General features: G+C 43.1%; 21 protein-coding genes, 1 other RNA gene and 1 other annotated feature. Of the genes, 6 read left to right on the plus strand and 16 right to left on the minus strand.

Annotation, left to right across the window (positions count from 1 at the left end; genetic code table 11):
* Positions 1–18: 18 nt before the first annotated feature.
* From hisIE to rsmC, 12 genes are all read right to left on the minus strand, one after another.
* The gene (gene hisIE / locus ACJHV0_RS01765; protein WP_483133211.1) at positions 19–654 is read right to left on the minus strand and encodes a bifunctional phosphoribosyl-AMP cyclohydrolase/phosphoribosyl-ATP diphosphatase HisIE; all 636 of its coding nucleotides are present in this window, start codon (positions 652–654) and stop codon (positions 19–21) included.
* A gap of 66 nt (positions 655–720) precedes the next feature.
* A complete protein-coding gene (gene hisF / locus ACJHV0_RS01770) occupies positions 721–1,494 on the minus strand; it encodes an imidazole glycerol phosphate synthase subunit HisF (protein ID WP_483133212.1) in 774 nt (257 codons plus the stop codon).
* The gene (gene hisA / locus ACJHV0_RS01775) at positions 1,476–2,225 is read right to left on the minus strand and encodes a 1-(5-phosphoribosyl)-5-[(5-phosphoribosylamino)methylideneamino]imidazole-4-carboxamide isomerase (protein WP_483133213.1); all 750 of its coding nucleotides are present in this window, start codon (positions 2,223–2,225) and stop codon (positions 1,476–1,478) included. Before hisA ends, hisF begins: the two co-directional genes overlap by 19 nt.
* 11 nt (positions 2,226–2,236) lie before the next feature.
* Positions 2,237–2,647 (minus strand): endonuclease domain-containing protein, encoded by a 411-nt coding sequence (locus ACJHV0_RS01780; protein WP_483133214.1) that lies wholly within the window; start codon positions 2,645–2,647, stop codon positions 2,237–2,239.
* A 79-nt stretch (positions 2,648–2,726) separates the two neighbouring features.
* The gene (hisH, locus tag ACJHV0_RS01785; protein ID WP_483133215.1) at positions 2,727–3,320 is read right to left on the minus strand and encodes an imidazole glycerol phosphate synthase subunit HisH; all 594 of its coding nucleotides are present in this window, start codon (positions 3,318–3,320) and stop codon (positions 2,727–2,729) included.
* 2 nt (positions 3,321–3,322) lie between these two features.
* Positions 3,323–4,180 carry a hypothetical protein gene (locus tag ACJHV0_RS01790; RefSeq protein ID WP_483133216.1) on the minus strand — a complete coding sequence of 286 codons (858 nt, stop codon included), beginning with the start codon at positions 4,178–4,180 and terminating at the stop codon, positions 3,323–3,325.
* 95 nt (positions 4,181–4,275) lie between these two features.
* Positions 4,276–5,364, minus strand: a complete 1,089-nt coding sequence (hisB, locus tag ACJHV0_RS01795; protein WP_483133217.1) for a bifunctional histidinol-phosphatase/imidazoleglycerol-phosphate dehydratase HisB — start codon at positions 5,362–5,364, stop codon at positions 4,276–4,278.
* 148 nt (positions 5,365–5,512) lie between these two features.
* On the minus strand, positions 5,513–5,968 hold the full coding sequence (tnpA, locus tag ACJHV0_RS01800) for an IS200/IS605 family transposase (RefSeq protein WP_483133218.1): 456 nt from the start codon (positions 5,966–5,968) through the stop codon (positions 5,513–5,515).
* Positions 5,969–5,977: 9 nt separating this feature from the next.
* Positions 5,978–7,036, minus strand: a complete 1,059-nt coding sequence (hisC, locus tag ACJHV0_RS01805; protein WP_483133219.1) for a histidinol-phosphate transaminase — start codon at positions 7,034–7,036, stop codon at positions 5,978–5,980.
* Positions 7,037–7,064: 28 nt separating this feature from the next.
* Positions 7,065–7,505: a GNAT family N-acetyltransferase gene (locus tag ACJHV0_RS01810; RefSeq protein ID WP_483133220.1), complete on the minus strand. Its 441-nt coding sequence runs from the start codon at positions 7,503–7,505 to the stop codon at positions 7,065–7,067.
* Between the two features lie 11 nt (positions 7,506–7,516).
* Positions 7,517–8,509: a virulence RhuM family protein/type II toxin-antitoxin system death-on-curing family toxin gene (locus ACJHV0_RS01815; protein ID WP_483133221.1), complete on the minus strand. Its 993-nt coding sequence runs from the start codon at positions 8,507–8,509 to the stop codon at positions 7,517–7,519.
* Positions 8,510–8,531: 22 nt separating this feature from the next.
* Positions 8,532–8,654, minus strand: a sequence feature (His leader region).
* Positions 8,655–8,777: 123 nt separating this feature from the next.
* Positions 8,778–9,764 (minus strand): 16S rRNA (guanine(1207)-N(2))-methyltransferase RsmC, encoded by a 987-nt coding sequence (gene rsmC, locus ACJHV0_RS01820; protein WP_483133222.1) that lies wholly within the window; start codon positions 9,762–9,764, stop codon positions 8,778–8,780.
* A gap of 142 nt (positions 9,765–9,906) precedes the next feature.
* Between rsmC and ACJHV0_RS01825 the strand changes: the two genes are divergently transcribed.
* Both ACJHV0_RS01825 and rimI read left to right on the plus strand, forming a co-directional pair.
* Positions 9,907–10,329, plus strand: a complete 423-nt coding sequence (locus tag ACJHV0_RS01825; RefSeq protein ID WP_483133223.1) for a DNA polymerase III subunit psi — start codon at positions 9,907–9,909, stop codon at positions 10,327–10,329.
* Positions 10,322–10,759: a ribosomal protein S18-alanine N-acetyltransferase gene (gene rimI, locus ACJHV0_RS01830; protein ID WP_483133224.1), complete on the plus strand. Its 438-nt coding sequence runs from the start codon at positions 10,322–10,324 to the stop codon at positions 10,757–10,759. The genes ACJHV0_RS01825 and rimI overlap by 8 nt, the downstream gene beginning before the upstream one ends.
* A 46-nt stretch (positions 10,760–10,805) precedes the next feature.
* Here rimI and typA read toward each other — a convergent pair whose 3' ends face one another.
* Positions 10,806–12,653, minus strand: a complete 1,848-nt coding sequence (gene typA / locus ACJHV0_RS01835; protein WP_483133225.1) for a translational GTPase TypA — start codon at positions 12,651–12,653, stop codon at positions 10,806–10,808.
* A 163-nt stretch (positions 12,654–12,816) separates the two neighbouring features.
* Complete coding sequence (locus ACJHV0_RS01840; RefSeq protein WP_483133226.1) at positions 12,817–13,494, minus strand: YggS family pyridoxal phosphate-dependent enzyme; 678 nt, start codon at positions 13,492–13,494, stop codon at positions 12,817–12,819.
* A gap of 69 nt (positions 13,495–13,563) precedes the next feature.
* Between ACJHV0_RS01840 and ACJHV0_RS01845 the strand changes: the two genes are divergently transcribed.
* The 3 genes from ACJHV0_RS01845 to ACJHV0_RS01855 all read left to right on the plus strand — a co-directional run bounded on the left by ACJHV0_RS01845 (position 13,564) and on the right by ACJHV0_RS01855 (position 14,856).
* Positions 13,564–14,103, plus strand: a complete 540-nt coding sequence (locus ACJHV0_RS01845; protein ID WP_483133227.1) for a KdsC family phosphatase — start codon at positions 13,564–13,566, stop codon at positions 14,101–14,103.
* Between the two features lie 182 nt (positions 14,104–14,285).
* Positions 14,286–14,579, plus strand: coding sequence for a BrnT family toxin (locus tag ACJHV0_RS01850; protein ID WP_483133228.1), 294 nt, complete (start codon positions 14,286–14,288; stop codon positions 14,577–14,579).
* Entirely contained in the window at positions 14,548–14,856 is a 309-nt protein-coding gene (locus ACJHV0_RS01855; RefSeq protein ID WP_483133229.1) for a BrnA antitoxin family protein, read from the plus strand. The genes ACJHV0_RS01850 and ACJHV0_RS01855 overlap by 32 nt, the downstream gene beginning before the upstream one ends.
* Positions 14,857–14,858: 2 nt before the next feature.
* Here ACJHV0_RS01855 and ACJHV0_RS01860 read toward each other — a convergent pair whose 3' ends face one another.
* On the minus strand, positions 14,859–15,188 hold the full coding sequence (locus tag ACJHV0_RS01860; protein WP_283386411.1) for a DUF3144 domain-containing protein: 330 nt from the start codon (positions 15,186–15,188) through the stop codon (positions 14,859–14,861).
* Positions 15,189–15,330: 142 nt separating this feature from the next.
* Positions 15,331–16,293 carry an RNA polymerase sigma factor RpoH gene (gene rpoH / locus ACJHV0_RS01865; RefSeq protein WP_025235284.1) on the minus strand — a complete coding sequence of 321 codons (963 nt, stop codon included), beginning with the start codon at positions 16,291–16,293 and terminating at the stop codon, positions 15,331–15,333.
* A gap of 189 nt (positions 16,294–16,482) precedes the next feature.
* On the opposite strand from rpoH, the gene ssrA reads away from it, so the two are divergent.
* Positions 16,483–16,848, plus strand: a transfer-messenger RNA (tmRNA) gene (ssrA, locus tag ACJHV0_RS01870).
* Positions 16,849–17,025 lie beyond the last annotated feature (177 nt).

Below are 17,025 nucleotides of genomic sequence, written 5' to 3' on the forward strand. Positions count from 1 at the left end.
AATTTGACCGCTTGTATTTTATTTATTCGAACCTTCAGGGTGCAAACCAATCCCTTTATGCCGTTCCTTTAATTTAGCATTCACGTCCGCCCAAGACAAATCGGCATTGTGCAGCAACACGGTTAAGTGATACGCCAAATCCGCCACTTCCGACACCAACTCTTCCCGATCATTTTTCATTGCTGCGATCACGCTTTCCACCGCTTCTTCACCGACTTTTTGGGCGATTTTTGGCGTGCCTTTGGCGTAGAGTTTTGCCGTGTAAGAACTTTCCGGATCGGCATTTTTACGCTCGGCGATCATTCGTTCTAATTTAGAGAAAAAGATCCAATCCGGCTGCTGTTGTTCAAATTGATGAAAACAACTCTCTGCTCCCGTGTGGCAGGTTTCACCGATGGGGTTAGCAAGAATGAGCAAGGTATCATTATCGCAATCCAAGCTCATATCCACCACATTTAAAAAATGCCCCGACGTTTCGCCCTTTGTCCATAAACGCTGCTTAGTGCGAGAGTAGAAAGTCACTCGTTTTTCGTTGAGTGTTTTTTCTAATGCCTCTTGGTTCATATAGCCAAGCATTAACACTTCGCAGGTTTGGGCGTTTTGGACGATAACGGGGAGAAGGTTATCGACTTTTTGCCAATCAATGTTTTGCATTTTTTATTCCTTTTTTTGACCGCTTGTAGAATTTGCGTAGGGGCGGGTTTTAACCCTCCCCTACGATTATTTACGGATTTCTATCCCTTCAGCCGCCAAATATGCCTTTAACTCACCAATATTGATAATTTGCTTATGAAACACACTCGCCGCCAATGCCCCATCGACTTGTGCGTCAATAAAGGCATCACGGAAATGCACCATTTCGCCTGCTCCGCCTGAGGCGATGAGTGGCGCTTGGCAAACTTCACGCACTTTTTTGAGCTGTACTAAGTCGTAGCCGTTTCGTACGCCGTCTTGGTTCATCATATTGAGCACGATTTCGCCTGCGCCTCGTTTTTGGACTTCTTGCACCCAGTCAATGAGTTGCCAGTTGGTTTGGCGAGTGCGTTTTTCATCGCCTGTGTATTGATTGACCCAGTATTTGCCGGTTTCTGCCTCAAACCAACTGTCAATGCCAACGACAATCGCCTGCACGCCAAAACGGTCGGCAAGTCGGCTGATCAAATCAGGATCGGCAAGGGCAGGCGAGTTAATGGAGATTTTGTCCGCCCCAAAAGCAAAAATCGCTTCGGCATCGGCAATCGTCTTAATCCCACCCGCCACGCAAAACGGAATATCAATCACCTGAGCCACTCGCTCCACCCAGCTTTTATCCACTGTGCGACCGTCTGATGATGCGGTGATGTCATAAAACACCAATTCATCTGCCCCTTCTTGAGCATAACGCTGAGCAAGCGGTACGATGTCGCCGATGATTTCGTGATTGCGAAATTGCACGCCTTTGACGACTTGTCCGTCACGCACATCTAAACAAGGAATTATCCGTTTTGCCAACATTCGATCGCCTCCGCTACATTAAATTTTCCTTCTAACAACGCACGCCCCACAATCACGCCCGCCACGCCTGTGCCTTTTAGGGCGGCAATATCGTCAAGCGAGCCGATACCGCCTGAGGATTGAAAGTCGATTTCTGGATATTTAGCACAGATTTCACGGTACAGCTCGACATTTGAGCCTGATAGCGTACCATCTTTTGAAATATCGGTGCATAAAACGTGTTGCAAACCGACAGTTTGATAATCCTCAATTAGCTCTTCAAGCGACACGCCACTCGCCTCTTGCCAACCGCTAATCGCGATGATTTTATTGCCGTTGTCATCGATATTGACATCTAATGCCAATACAAATTTATCCGCACCGTATTTATCAAACCAACCTTTGACCGTTGCTCGTTCTTTGACGGCTGTCGAGCCGATTACCACACGGCTTGCTCCAACAGCCAATAAATCCGCCACATCTTGCTCGGTGCGAATACCGCCACCCACTTGGATTGGGCAGTCGATTGCCGAGATGATTTTGCCGATTAGGGCGGTTTGGCGTTCGGCAGGATTTTTTGCACCTGTCAAATCCACCAAATGTAGCTGTTTTGCCCCCTGTGCCACATAGTCAGCAAACTGGGCGACGGGGTCGTCCGTATAGGTGGTCTGTTTGGCATAATCGCCTTGGTGCAATCGCACCACTTGCCCGTTGATGAGATCTAGGGCGGGGATAATTTGAGAGTGTTTCATTATGTTTCCTGTTATATATTCCCCTCGCCCGCTTGCGGGAGAGGGTGGAGAAAATCCGTAGGATTTTCGGAGGGAGAGGGGATATGGCGATAAATAACCTCTAAAACCATATTGATATTCCGCAATACCTCATCATTCCAAAAACGGACAACGGTAAATTCTTGTTTTTCTAAATATTCCGTACGAATACGATCATATTCCATTTGTTCAGCATGTTGCGAACCGTCTAATTCAATAATTAATTTAGGATTGAAAGAGAGAAAATCAGCAATATAGTTTCCTATAATCTTTTGTCGATAAAATTTTACGCCACAAAAACGTTTTGCTCGTAAGTGATACCATAAAACTCGTTCCGCATCAGTCATATTAGAACGTAAAGTTTTAGCATTTTGTCGCAAATTTGGGGTTTCTGTTTTTCGCATATTTACCCTTAGAGTTTCCCCTCTCCCTCCGCAAATCTTTGATTTGCTCCTCCCTCTCCCGCAAGCGGGCGAGGGGAAGTTAGACATTCTCCACAAAATTCCATAGCAACTTCGCCCCTGCCGCTCCTGAACGTTCAGGGTGGAACTGTACGCCGTAGAAGTTTTGATTGGCAATCGCTGCTGAAAACGGCACACCGTAATCGCAAGTGGCGATGGTGTGAGCGTTTGGGCGAACAGCATAGCTATGCACAAAATAGAAATGGCTGCCTTGCTCAATACCGTGGAATAACGGGTGGTCGGCTTGGTACTGCACTCTATTCCAGCCCATATGCGGCAACGGTAAGCCTGTATTTGGCAACAGCTCGGTTTTACCGCTCATTAAGCCAAGCGTTGCCACCTCGCCTTCACTAGAAAATTCGGTCATCAGCTGCATACCCAAGCAGATGCCGAGCATTGGCTGGGTAGCGTTTTGGATCGTTTCAATCAGGTTGCGATCGTGCAGGTTTTTCATCGCTGCAATTGCTGTTCCCACTCCGGGAAGCAGCAGTTTATCGGCGGATTGGATTTTGTTGAGATCACGGGAGATCTCAGCCTGAATGCCAAGACGGTCAAAAGCAAATTTGACCGAAGACAGGTTGGCACAGCCTGTGTCGATGATGGTTAGGTTGGTCATTTTTAACTACTTACATAATTGTGGATATTTTTAGGAAACGATTTTAAATCTTTCACCACTTCTTTTATTTTGTCTATTACCGGGTAAATTGGTGCTATAACTATAACTTTTTCATTAAATGGGGCTTTTTTTAGCTTCTCTACTATTACTCCACACACATTGTCTATGATAAGCATTTCATTCTTAATTTTAGGTTGCAAACATGGTCCACCACTCATTCCTTTTAATTCAGGAAAATTACCAGAAACTTTCATCTCTTCAATTGAAAGACTTTCATCAAGATCTATCGTTTCATTTTTTGCAAACTCCACAAAAATAGGATCAACAATATTTACCTTGGCACTTTTTATTTCTTTTTTCTTAGTAAGCAATGTTCTCCAAGAAAAAGAGTATTCTTGACGTTTTAGACTAACTGTATTTTCTGTAGCAGTGTAACCAAATAAAAGCATATTATTTTCAATAACTGCATCTTCTAGCTTATCCACATTATCTCTATATGTAAATGGAACTATAGAGCAAGACATCCCAGTGGGAATATACGAGAATAGTAATTCAGGAAGCAACAAACAGAATGCAAGATCATAACTTTCAAATTGAAAAAATTTCAAATTAGTTATAGGACACTTTAAATACCCTCCTGATTTATTTATTTGAAATACCACATAAACCTTATCATTTGTATTTAATGACTCTTGAATTACATGGTTTGCTGTAACTAAAAAATTATAATTATCTAATGTATATAAAAAACCTGTACCAATATGATATCTCTTCCCATTCTTTTCAATATTAAAACTTACTAATGACCTATCTCTCTTTGGCTCTCTAATTGCCCTATCTAGCATATGAATATCTGACATTAAAACTCCTTTCACTCACAAGCGGTCAAAATCCTTAAAAACTTTGCAAAAATTGACCGCACTTTCGGGCGGGTTAAAACCCGCCCCTACGCTGATTATAAAACCCCCTTACTACTCGGCAACTCATTCCCTTCAATGCGGATGCACTGTCTGAGCGTTCTGCCGAAGACTTTGAACAAGCTTTCGATTTTGTGGTGGTCGTTGTCGCCTTTTGCTTTGATGTGGAGCGTGGCGAGTAGCGTGAAAGCGATAGATTGGAAGAAGTGTTCGGTCAATTCGGTGCTGAAATCGCCTACTTTGTCACGTTTGAAATCGGCTTTAAATTTGATAAACGGTCTGCCCGATAAATCCATCGTACATTCCGCTTTACATTCGTCCATCGGCAGTACAAAGCCGAAACGGGCGATGCCACGCTTATCGCCGATGGCTTGTTTTAACGCTGTGCCGAGGGCGAGGGCGGTGTCTTCGACCGTGTGATGTTCGTCAATCCAAAGGTCGCCTTTGGTGGTGATGTTCATTCTAAAACCGCCATGGGTGGCGATTTGGTCGAGCATATGGTCGAAAAAGCCCACGCCCGTGCTGATTTCATTTGTGCCGGTTTCGTCCAGCCACACTTGCACTTTGATGTCGGTTTCTTTTGTTTTACGCACGACTTCAGCATAACGTGGCGTACGCTCGCCGATATTGGTCACGGCTTCTCCGAGCAATTTTTCAGTGATTAAATCCCAATTCAGCTTTTCAGGGTGATATTGCAAGGCACGAATACCCAAGTTTTCCGCCAGTTGTACATCGGTGGCACGATCGCCAATCACAAAGCTGTTGGCAGGTTCGAACAGTTGGCGGTCAATGTATTTTTGCAGTAATTTGGTATGCGGTTTGCGGCAGTCGCAGCCGTCTTCCGGCTTGTGCGGACAAATCAACACATCATCAAATTCAATGCCTTGCGAGTTGAACAATGCCATCATCGCATTGTGCGGCTTATCAAAATCTGCCTGCGGGAACGAACTCGTACCTAAGCCGTCTTGGTTCGACACCATCACAAAGCGGTATTTGCTTTTGAGTTTGAGTAAGGCAGGAATCACGTTCGGCTCAAATTTGAGTTTTTCTAAGCTGTCGATTTGGAAATCGGTTTTTGGTTCGTCAATTAACGTGCCGTCACGGTCGATGAAAAGGGTTGGTTGCATTGGGTTCTCCTGTGTATTTATCTTATCCATTACTCCCCCATACGCCAAAGCGTATGGGGTTAATCATCAGTGAGAGGCTTTGCCTCTCTGTATTCAGTCCCAAAGGGACTGACTTATGCCGAACCTAGTACGGCTATGCCGTGCTAGGCTATAAATGTCGCTCAAAATATTGCTCATCAACCTCTATCCCTGAATCTTGCAATAAAAACTTCATTTCATCGACAAAACAGTGAGATTGATGGTGTATTTTTTGATTTTTAATGTAGTTAATAATTTTGGCTTTTTCCCTTTCGCTATAAGTCAAAGCACAATAGCCTTTTGACCACGCGACAAAAAGTGGAAATTCTGCTTTATGTTTTTCCAATAATAAGTGTGAGCCATTTTTTAGCTGCTGAACAAATTCAGCAACTGCAACGGTTGGATGCAAATCTACAAACAAATGAATATGATCTGGCATTCCATTTACTCGATACAGCACTGAATTCCGCTGTTTCACAAAGCCCCAAATGTAACGATAAAGAATTTCTTCGTGTTCAACCGTAATCGCAGGTATGCCTTGTTTAGTTCGAAAAATAATATGGTAGAGATTTCTGGTGTAGCTCACTTTCACCCCTTATTGACTCAGTGCTTTAATCGCCTCAACTACTCTCAAATTCTCCTCCTTGGCGCCAACGGTTATCCGAATACAATCCGCCAGCCCTAACGCTTTGTGCTGGTCACGAAGAATAATCCCCTGCTCCCAAAGTGCTTTAAACACTTTCTGCCCGTCTTGGCATTTGAATAGCAGATAGTTTGCCTCGCTCTCAAAAACTTTTTCGACAAGCGGTAAGTTTTCGAGATTTTTTTGCAATTCGGCACGCAGGGCAATCACTTCCGCCACTCGCTCACGCATTTGCTCAATGCCTTGTGGGGAAAGGGCTTGGACGGCGATATCGGAAACCGGCACAGGCAGCGGATACGGGGCGATGACTTTTTGCAACACGCCAATCAACTCAGCATTCGCCAAGGTAAAGCCACAACGTAAGCCTGCTAAGGCAAAGGCTTTGGAAAGGGTGCGGATAATCGCCAGATGTGGGAAGTTTTTAAGCTCATTAACAAGGCTCGCCTCAGGGCAGAACTCAATATAAGCCTCATCTACCACCACAATCGCTTTGCCTGCTGTGATTTGTAAAAGTTCGAGCAAATCCGACCGCTTGATCAGATTGCCTGTCGGGTTATTTGGACTGCATACAAATACCACTTTCACACCGTCCAAATGGGCTTGGATTTGTGGTAAATCAAGCTGAAAATCGGCGGCCAGTGGCACGGTTTTGGCGGCAATACCGCAAGTGTCGGCACTCACGGCGTACATTCCGTAGGTCGGCGGGCAGTAAAGAATGCTATCGCTAGGCTCGCAAAAGGCACGAATAATCAGCTCAATGCTCTCATCGCCACCACGGGAAACCAGCACGTTTTCGTGCGAGACGCCTGCGTAACGGGCGTAGCCTTCAATCACAGCTTGTGGCTGTGGCTCAGGATAGCGGTTAAAGGTGCGGTCGGTTAAATCAAAGTTCGGCGACACCGCATATTCATTGGCGTTCAGCCACACATCGCCATTGCCACCCAATCGGCGAGCGGATTGGTAGGGCGTGAGGGCTTGAATATTTTTTCGGGAAAGTTGTGAGATTGTCATATTGTGTTCCTGTTAATTTATAATTGATTTAGAAATTTTTACGATATTGAATAACACCGCTATCATTAGCCAATTTATTATAAAGTTGTTGTGCTTGGTGATTATTTTTATCTGTAACCCAATAAACACGATTATATTTATGTTCTTTTGCATATTGGTAAATATATTCAATCAATTTTTTGCCTATTCCTTGATTTCGATATTCAGGTAAAACAAATAAATCCTCTAAATAACAACACTCTGTTAAATTCCAAGTATTTGGATGAATAACAACATGTACAAAACCGATCATTTTATTGTCAATAAATGCCCCAAATCCTTTAACATTATCACTATTTGAAACCTTCTGCCAAGTTGATTGAATAATATCATCCGATAAATTCACTTGATAAAAATCTAAATAGCCTTGCCATAATAATCTCCACTCTGTGAGATTTTGGAATGCTAACGGCAAAATATTAATGCTCATATATTTTCCTGTTATTCTTTTAATAAAATAAAATGCTCAATTAATTTAATCATCAACTCTTTTTGTTCGGGCAGACTTTCCGCCACTAGCAACGCCAAAGCAACTAAAGTATTGTCATTAATCAGTTGCTCTACAGGCTTGGCGAGCAAATGCTGATTCAGGCGTAAATACCATAAAAACAAGAACGCGCCTGTGCGTTTATTGCCATCCGTGAGTGGGTGGTTTTTAATCACAAAATAGAGCAAATTCGCCGCACGGCTGGCAACATTCGGGTAAAACAGTTCATCGCCGAATCCTTGTTCAATCGTTGCTACCGCCGAAGCTAATCCGTCATTACGTGGGTTGCCGAATAATTCTGTCGCTTCGCCTTTGTCAATCAAGGTTTGCTTTAGTTGTGAAATCGCCGACCATACTTGTTCCATTTCAAGAGAAATCATCTCTAATTGTTTATGCGGATTGGCTTGCAAACTTTGCTCATCATAAGCTTGGAGCAAACTCCAACTGCGTGCGTAATCCTGCACTACGTTCAGCACCGCTTGCCCGTCTGCCGTCACCAATGCCTGATTGGCTAACGTTTGGCTCAACAAGCCGATAACCTGCTCAAATTCAATCCCTTTTTCCTGCAAACGACGTTCATTCAAGGCATAACCTTTCACAAGATAATCCTTTAAACGAGCGGTTGCCCAAATACGGAATTGAGTTCCTTCTTTGGAATTAACTCGATAACCAACAGAAATAATGGCATCAAGGTTGTAAAATTCCACCTGACGAAGTACCTCTCTACCACCTTCAATTTGAACTGTTGCATTTTTTGCAACAGTTGCCTCACGGTTAAGTTCCCCTTCTTGATAGATATTACGTAAATGTCGGGAAATCACAGATTTATCTCGCCCGAAAATATCAGCCATTTGTTGCAAATTAAGCCAAACCGTATCTTGATTAAATTGAACTTCAATGTTCGTTGTACCATCTTGGCTTTGGTAAATTTCAATCGGGTTTTTCATGGTTACCCCTAAATTCTAGCTATAAAAAAATCTCTCGAAAGTGGTCTTCCGAGAGATTATTTATTGACTGCTACACTTGCTCGGAAGATTTATCTTCCGCACACACCAAATGCCCGAAAGATATCAGGTTAAATGGTGGTGGTGATGTGAAGTGCAGTTAAAATTCATTGTGTTTCTCCAAAACAGTTGAAATGAATTTACGCTAAGACATGCTAAATAGCAAGTGTTTTTTATACGGATTTTGCATTTTTTCCGCTCATCTGATTTCTTAGGCTCTTGCCGAATACACCTTAAATTTGGTGGATTTAGCTAACACCTCGTGTTTGCCGAAGGCTTTATCGAGCAAATCCGGATAAGGTAAAAAGGCATTGGCGACAATACGCAATTCTCCCCCTTTGGTCAGGTGGTTCTTCGCTTGGAAAATCAGCTCTTCCACCGCACGGTAAGCGGTATCCACCCCATCGTGGAACGGGGGGTTCGACACAATAAAATCAAAGCGGTCTGAAATATGCGAGAACACGTCGCTTGCCAACACTTCCCCCTCTAACTGATTTTCCGACAAAGTGCGGCGGCTAGATTCAATCGCCATTGCGTGAATATCGCTCATTGTGAGTTTGATTTTTGGGAATTGCTGTTTCAGCGTTGCCCCAATTACCCCTGCTCCACAGCCTAAATCGAGCAGTTTGCCTTTTAAACGGTCTTCTTTGCTGAAGGTGGAAAGCAATAATTTTGTGCCGTTGTCCAACTCTGCCGAGCTAAACACAGCTGGCAATGTGAAAATATCTAATGCTTGCAAGCGGTAAGATTTCCAGAATTTTTTGCAATCAAAATTCGGCACGGTTTGTAGCTCAAAATGATACAAACCACAACGGCGGGCAGAATCAATTTTGGCGATATTGCCAAAGGGTTCGAGCAATTTTTCCACCGAACGCACACCAGCTCGATTTTCGCCGATAATCAACATTTCTTGCCCGACTTGACATTGCGAGAGCCATTGAATTAATTGGAATTGGCACTCTTGTTTGTTCTTCGTCCAGTAAAATACCGCTAAGTCTGCTTTAAGATCACACTCCAAGCCAAATTGCACATTGGAGCTGTGGCGGGCGTAATCAAAATAGCTACTGAATACCGCTACATTTTTCGCCGTTTTTAGCTGTTGGGCGAAATCATCTCGCACATCGCCAAATAATAATACCGATTTATGTTCAAATAACGCCAAATGGCGTTCAAGCACTTCGCTTTCTAATGAGAGCATTTTTTCTCGCCTTTTCTAAAAAATTTGCGTTGAATATACCGAATTTAGGCGGATAAATCTTGCAAAACCTGCTGATTTTTGCAAAAAATTTCCTGATTTGGCTGAGTTTTGGTACTATGCCGTAAATTTTATGAGGTTTAAGATGAATAGGCGTGATTTGCTGTTAAATGAAATGGGTATTTCGCAATGGGTTTTAACCAAACCGCAGGTGCTGAAAGGCGATGCCCAAATTCGCTTAAATGATAATGTGAAATTGATTGTGGTATGTGAGGAAGACTACCAAACTAGCCGTCTGTTTTCAGATATTCTGCTAGCGTTAGGGCTACAAAAATCCCACTATCAATGGCTGAATGCCGAGCAATCGCAACGGTTGGTATTTACCCATTCACCGATTATTTGGCTGATTCAAGCCGAAGAACAAGCGGTTAAAATGGCAAAAAAATTTGCAAATTCGACCGCTTGGCAAAATCATTCGTGGCAAGATCTCACAAATTCTAAGCACAAACGCCAACTTTGGCAGCAAATGGAAACTTATTCTAATCATTTGAGGAAAGATCGTGATTGAAGAAATTCAACAAGCCGATTTTGAGCGATTATTTGAGATTGAGCAAAAAGCCCATTTAGTACCGTGGTCAAAAGGCACTTTGCTGAATAATCAAGGCGAAAAATATCTGAATTTAAAGCTGGTGGAAAACGGAGAAATTGTCGCTTTTGCCATCAGCCAAGTGGTGTTAGATGAGGCAACGCTGTTTAATATCGCCGTTGCTCCTAATTTTCAAGGAAAAGGCTTTGGTAAGCGGTTACTTTCCGAATTAATTTTGCAACTGCAAAAACGGGGTGTCGCAACCCTCTGGCTAGAAGTGAGAGAATCCAACCAAGCAGCACAAAAACTCTATGATTCACTCGGTTTCAACGAAGTTACCGTGCGGAGAAATTACTACCCGACACCTGACGGTGGGAAAGAAAATGCGGTGATAATGGCGTTATATTTATAATGAAATTCAAAAACAAAAGAGCGACCTAAGTCGCTCTTTTTCATTATTATTGTGTGCTTGTACTCGTTGTTGTACGGCTTGCACGTTTACGGTCGTTTTCCGTTAATAAGCGTTTACGGATACGGATGGATTGCGGTGTTACTTCCACTAATTCATCGTCATCAATAAACTCTAATGCTTGCTCTAAGGTGAAACGTACCGGTGTGGTTAAAACAATCGCATCGTCTTTGCCTGATGCACGAACGTTGGTTAATTTTTTACCTTGTAAGCAGTTTACAGTTAAGTCGTTTGAACGGCTGTGAATACCGATAATTTGGCCTTCATATACATCTACACCGTGGTCGATCATTAATTTACCACGCTCTTGTAATCCGAATAATGCGTAAGCAAGGGCTTTACCGGTTGCGTTAGAAATTAACACACCGTTTTTACTCTGACCGATTTCGCCCGGTTTCACGTCATCGTAGTGGCTGAATGTTGAGTAAAGTAAACCTGTACCTGAGGTCATCGTCATAAATTCGTTACGGAAACCGATTAAACCACGGCTTGGGATCACATACTCTAAACGGGTACGACCTTTGCCGTCCGGAATCATATCACGCACTTCGCCTTTACGCATACCAAGAGCTTCCATCACAGAACCTTGGTGTTGTTCTTCGATGTCGATGGTTACTTGCTCAAACGGCTCTTGTTTTTTACCGTTTTCTTCTTTGTAGATTACTTTCGGGCGAGATACCGCTAATTCGTAACCTTCACGACGCATATTTTCGATTAATACCGATAAATGTAATTCACCACGACCTGACACACGGAATTCATCCGGGTTCGGGGTTTCTTCCACACGTAATGCCACGTTGTGGACTAATTCTTTGGTTAAACGCTCAAGAATTTGGCGAGATGTTACAAATTTACCTTCTTGACCGCAGAATGGCGAGGTGTTTACGCAGAAGAACATTGTTACCGTTGGCTCATCAACAGATAATGCAGGTAAAGCCTCCACCGCATTAATATCACAAATGGTATCTGAAATATTTAATTCGCCTAAACCTGTGATAGCGATAATATCACCTGCAAAAGCTTCTGCTGCTTCAAAACGTTGTAAACCTAAGTGGCCTAACACTTGGCCGATACGGCCTTGACGAGTTTTGCCTTCACTATCCACAACCGTGACCGCTTGGTTAGGTTTTACCGAACCACGTTTGATACGACCGATACCAATAACGCCCACATAGTTGTTGTAGTCTAATTGTGAAATCTGCATTTGGAACGGTGCATCTAATTCCACTTGTGGCGGCTGAACGTGTTTAACAATCGCTTCGTAAAGCGGGGTCATATCTGCCGCCAACTCTTCGTGTTCTAAGCCGGCAACACCGTTTAAGGCTGATGCGTAGATAATCGGGAAATCTAACTGCTCATCGGTAGCACCTAAGTTCACGAATAAGTCGAACACCTGATCCACCACCCAATCAGGGCGAGCACCCGGGCGGTCAACTTTGTTGATAACCACAATTGGTTTTAAACCGTGAGCGAACGCTTTTTGCGTTACGAAACGGGTTTGCGGCATCGGGCCATCAAAAGCATCCACCACTAAAAGCACAGAATCCACCATTGAAAGCACACGCTCTACTTCGCCACCGAAGTCGGCGTGCCCCGGGGTATCTACGATATTGATGTGATAACCGTTCCAGTTAATCGCCGTGTTTTTCGCAAGAATGGTAATACCACGCTCTTTTTCAAGATCGTTAGAGTCCATTACACGCTCATCCACGTCACCACGAGTATCACCAAAAGTGCCTGATTGTTGTAAAAGTTTATCAACCAAGGTCGTTTTACCGTGGTCAACGTGAGCAATAATTGCGATGTTACGCAATTTTGAAATATCTACATTTTGCATTGTAATATCTTTAAGTTAGGTCAAAATAAAAACTCTCGCCCATCAAAACTGGCGAGAGTCAAGAAATTAGGAGGCGTGATTATACAGATTTTTTCCGCCATTGGCTACAAAACAAGCGGTGGAATTTGCAAAGTTTTTTGCGAATTCCACCGCTTGAACCAAACTATGCCCTCGCCCCAAAAATCGCCGTACCGATTCGTACCATTGTCGAACCACACTCAATCGCCGCCGCCATATCGTCCGACATTCCCATTGAAAGGGTATCGATGCCGTCAAATTCTGCCTGCAAGCGGTTAAAAAGTTGCTGCATTTTGCGAAGAGCGATTTTTTGTTGTTCCGGTTCGCTTTCAGGCTTTGGAATTGCCATTAGGCCACGCAATTTTAAGTTTGGAAGTTGCGAAATGGCTTGAGCGAGCGGCAGCATTTCGTCTGGTTCAATGCCCGATTTCGATTCTTCATCGCTGATGTTAATTTGAATCAGCACATTGAGCGGAGCTTTATCTACTGGGCGTTGCTCATTTAACCGCTCGGCGATTTTGAGCCTATCCACTGTTTGAATCCAATCAAAATGCGTTGCTACCAATTTGGTTTTATTCGATTGCAACGGGCCGATAAAATGCCATTCCAATTCAGGGCGATTTGCAAAAAATTCGATTTTTTCGACCGCTTCCTGCACATAATTTTCGCCAAAGGCACGCTGCCCTGCCTCAATCGCTGCTTGAATTGCCTCAACCGGTTTGGTTTTGGAGACGGCTAACAATCGCACGTTATCTCGTTGATATTGCTTAGAAATTTGCTGAATTTGTTGGTGAATGTGCGATAAATTCGCTGAAATCGACATTTCGGTTCCTTTGGTAAAAGAGGTAAAAACGTTATAATGGCGAAATCATACCATATTTGAGGCAGAAAAATGTTAGACCTAACCAAGATTAAATTAGTGATTACCGATGTGGACGGCGTATTAACCGATGGCGGAATGTACTATACCGACCAAGGCGAGGTAATGAAACGCTTTCACGTTCACGATGGCTTAGGGGTGAAAATGCTCCAAACCTGTGGCATCAAAGTGGCGGTGCTTTCAGGAGGCGATACCGAACTACTTCGCAAACGCTTAGAGGTGTTGAAAATTGATTTAGCTCTACTCGGCAAAATGGAAAAACGTTCCGCCTGTTTTGAACTGATGGAAAAAGCGGGCGTTACGCCGGAACAAACTGCCTACATCGGGGATGATACCTTAGATTTGCCCGCCTTTGAGGTATGCGGATTAGCTATCGCCCCCCGCAACGCCCACGATTATATCAAAGCCCAAGCGGATTGGGTGTTAGAAAAAGCCGGTGGCGAGGGGGCATTCCGTGAAGTGTCGGACAAAATTTTAGAAGCCCAAGGCTTTAGCGAGATTTTTAAAACCTCTGATGGTTTTTTAAAAATTGCGGAGAAAATGGCTCAGTAATTAAACCTTTCCATAATAATAGGGGAATTTTCCCCTATTCTCTTCTTATCAAAAAATCAATCCTCTCTATTTCATTTTTCGATCTACATCGAAAATATCACTTTTCCATCTGATTTTCTCATTCAACCTTGCTAAATTGCATTAAATATTGGTTGAACTTATTTTATGTATATACAATAATAATGAAAATCTACACTTGGGACGAAACCAAACGCCAAATCAATTTGGCAAAACACGGATTAGATTTTGCTGATGCCGATGAAGTGTTATCTTCACCTTACCGGCTTGATGTTGAAACCATTCGTAATAATGAACTTAGGATACAATCTTTTGCGTATTCATTTGGTCGATTACTGGTGTTATCCCTTGCCCATACCGAACGAGAAGATCACATTCGCTTAATCAGCTTTCGCAAAGCCTCTAAAGCGGAAAGAGAAGCATATTATGAATACCTACAAAACTACTTTGACGAATAAACCATTAACCAAAAAGCAATTACTCTCCGCCATTGAGTCTATTCCTAAAAATCAGGATTTTGTTTGGGATGGTGTGGATGAAGATGATCGCCCGGTGACTCAAGCGGAATTTGAAACCGCTATCAAAAAACGAGGCAGACCGGTCGGCTCACAAAAAGAATTGGTGTCATTACGGCTCGATAAAACCGTGCTTGAGGCTTTTCGAGCCTCGGGAAAGGGCTGGCAAAGCCGCATTAATCAAGTGTTAAGTGATTTTGTTAAGCAGGCTTCACCTTAAAATTAATCCGCCTTTTTCCCTTCAATATAACGCTCGAAATGGTGGATGTATTCGTCTAAATTGGCGGTCAGCATTTCTTTGTATTGTTCAACAAAATAATTAATCACCTCTTCTCTGGAATCGGCAAGTTGTTGCTTATATTCTGCTTTGCTGGCGGCAACATAGGCGTTAAATCGAGCACAGGCAAACAGCATTGCATTGCTCACTTGAGTTGGGGCAATGTTTTGTAAATGGGCGTTGGCGATATTGATAAAGCCGTCCGCACGTTGGTAAAAAGTTGGGTCGATTTGTTTGTCGGTAATATTAATCATCATATCCTCGTGTTTCATCATAAAATTTGGTTCGGGTAAATAAATACAAGCGGTGAAATTTGCGTAAAATTTTGCACAAACGCTTGCGTTTGAACGTCGGCTCTGCCGACGGCACGAAGTGCGAGCGTAGCGAGTAAAAAAATCACCGCTTGTAGGGCTTTAATTAATCGTCTAATGAAATGGCATCTTTAATTTTTTTCAATGCTGCATTTTCCAACTGGCGAACACGTTCTGCCGAAATGGCGTATTTGTCGGCAAGATCTTGTAAGGTTGCTTTGTTATCATCTAACCAGCGGGTTTTGATAATATCTTGGCTGCGTTCGTCCAGCGTGGCTAAGGCATAAGCAAGCTGTGCGGTGGCTTGTCCGCTGTGTTGCTCATCTTCCAAATCATCGGCAAAATTGGAGCTGCTATCCTCAATATACATTGACGGAGCGTAAGTATCTTCATCATCTTCGCCGGCAGGCAAATCAAAGCCGAGATCTTGCCCGGTCATACGAGATTCCATTTCTCGCACTTCTTCCACCGTTACGCCTAAATCATCGGCAACTTTTTTGATCTCTTCTTCGTTAAACCACGCTAAGCGATTTTTATTTTTTCGTAGATTAAAGAACAGTTTACGTTGCGCTTTGGTGGTGGCGACTTTCACAATTCGCCAATTTTTCAGTACATATTCGTGGATTTCCGCCTTTACCCAATGCACCGCAAAGGACACCAAACGCACGCCGACATTCGGGTCAAAACGTTTTACCGCTTTCATCAAACCGATATTGCCCTCTTGGATTAAATCCGCCAATGGCAAGCCATAGCCGAGATAGCCACGCGCGATGTGAATCACAAAACGCATATGCGAGAGAATCAGTTGCTTTGCCGCCTCAACGTCTTCATCGTAATAATAACGCTCGGCAAGCTCTTTTTCTTGCTCGGCGGTGAGAATCGGATATTGATTCGCCATTCGGATATAACTATCCAAATTGCCTTGCGGCACAGGCATAGAGGCAGACACCAACGCAGGATGCATCGCTTCTACTGTTGAGATTTCATCTTCTTCTATTTCATCAGCATCAATCAGCTCAGCATCTATAATTTCTGCCTCTTCAATCTCACTTTCATCAAATTTTTTCATTCTATCTGTCTCAATCCCTATGCCAATTTCAACATTATAGCAGTGTTATGCTAAATCTTTTATTAGAGGTAAATAAAAAAGTTGAGTTCCAAGTAAAAGTAGTTTTTTCTTTTTAAATTTTATAATGGCTAAGTATCTGCAAAACTTTTTGCAAATCTGACCGCTTTCCGCTAGAATTACCTAACTTTTGGGGCTGATTTTGGATTCGACGGGATTGGCGAAGCCCAAGGTGCACGTCGAGGTGCGGTAGGCCTCGTAAACAAACCGCAAAAAAATAGTCGCAAACGACGAACAATACGCTTTAGCAGCTTAATAACCTGCGTTTAGCCTTATCTCCTCAGCTTCCGCTCGTAAGACGAGGGTTCAGATAAGTCATCCAAAACGAGATCGTGTGGACGCCGCCGCTTTAGGATCGAAACACTAAATTCAATAAAGCTAGTTTATTCATTGCGTGTCTGTCCGCTGTGGATAAGCGAAATTAAAGACTAGACTAAACGTGTAGTACTGAAGGTAGAGAAATTTCGGACGGGGGTTCAAATCCCCCCAGCTCCACCAAATTATAAACCTATAGCGTTCTATAGAGACCTAAAAAGCCTTGAAAATCAATACTTCAAGGCTTTTTTATTGTCCGTTGCGTACCTATACGATACAATCAAATCCGAAGATTTTAGGAGTATATTTAGGAGTACGAGCAAACACTTATAAATTTTCGTACTCCTAAAATCACGTTAA

The organism is Mannheimia sp. (genome assembly GCF_056854775.1).

Bases quoted from the DNA above. Each gene is read 5' to 3' on its own strand.
- hisIE (WP_483133211.1), bottom strand. From the start codon at position 654: ATGCAAAACATTGATTGGCAAAAAGTCGATAACCTTCTCCCCGTTATC.
- hisF (WP_483133212.1), bottom strand. From the start codon at position 1,494: ATGTTGGCAAAACGGATAATTCCTTGTTTAGATGTGCGTGACGGACAA.
- hisA (WP_483133213.1), bottom strand. From the start codon at position 2,225: ATGAAACACTCTCAAATTATCCCCGCCCTAGATCTCATCAACGGGCAA.
- ACJHV0_RS01780 (WP_483133214.1), bottom strand. From the start codon at position 2,647: ATGCGAAAAACAGAAACCCCAAATTTGCGACAAAATGCTAAAACTTTA.
- hisH (WP_483133215.1), bottom strand. From the start codon at position 3,320: ATGACCAACCTAACCATCATCGACACAGGCTGTGCCAACCTGTCTTCG.
- ACJHV0_RS01790 (WP_483133216.1), bottom strand. From the start codon at position 4,180: ATGTCAGATATTCATATGCTAGATAGGGCAATTAGAGAGCCAAAGAGA.
- hisB (WP_483133217.1), bottom strand. From the start codon at position 5,364: ATGCAACCAACCCTTTTCATCGACCGTGACGGCACGTTAATTGACGAA.
- hisC (WP_483133219.1), bottom strand. From the start codon at position 7,036: ATGACAATCTCACAACTTTCCCGAAAAAATATTCAAGCCCTCACGCCC.
- ACJHV0_RS01810 (WP_483133220.1), bottom strand. From the start codon at position 7,505: ATGAGCATTAATATTTTGCCGTTAGCATTCCAAAATCTCACAGAGTGG.
- ACJHV0_RS01815 (WP_483133221.1), bottom strand. From the start codon at position 8,509: ATGAAAAACCCGATTGAAATTTACCAAAGCCAAGATGGTACAACGAAC.
- rsmC (WP_483133222.1), bottom strand. From the start codon at position 9,764: ATGCTCTCATTAGAAAGCGAAGTGCTTGAACGCCATTTGGCGTTATTT.
- ACJHV0_RS01825 (WP_483133223.1), top strand. From the start codon at position 9,907: ATGAATAGGCGTGATTTGCTGTTAAATGAAATGGGTATTTCGCAATGG.
- typA (WP_483133225.1), bottom strand. From the start codon at position 12,653: ATGCAAAATGTAGATATTTCAAAATTGCGTAACATCGCAATTATTGCT.
- ACJHV0_RS01840 (WP_483133226.1), bottom strand. From the start codon at position 13,494: ATGTCGATTTCAGCGAATTTATCGCACATTCACCAACAAATTCAGCAA.
- ACJHV0_RS01845 (WP_483133227.1), top strand. From the start codon at position 13,564: ATGTTAGACCTAACCAAGATTAAATTAGTGATTACCGATGTGGACGGC.
- ACJHV0_RS01850 (WP_483133228.1), top strand. From the start codon at position 14,286: ATGAAAATCTACACTTGGGACGAAACCAAACGCCAAATCAATTTGGCA.
- ACJHV0_RS01855 (WP_483133229.1), top strand. From the start codon at position 14,548: ATGAATACCTACAAAACTACTTTGACGAATAAACCATTAACCAAAAAG.
- ACJHV0_RS01860 (WP_283386411.1), bottom strand. From the start codon at position 15,188: ATGATGAAACACGAGGATATGATGATTAATATTACCGACAAACAAATC.
- rpoH (WP_025235284.1), bottom strand. From the start codon at position 16,293: ATGAAAAAATTTGATGAAAGTGAGATTGAAGAGGCAGAAATTATAGAT.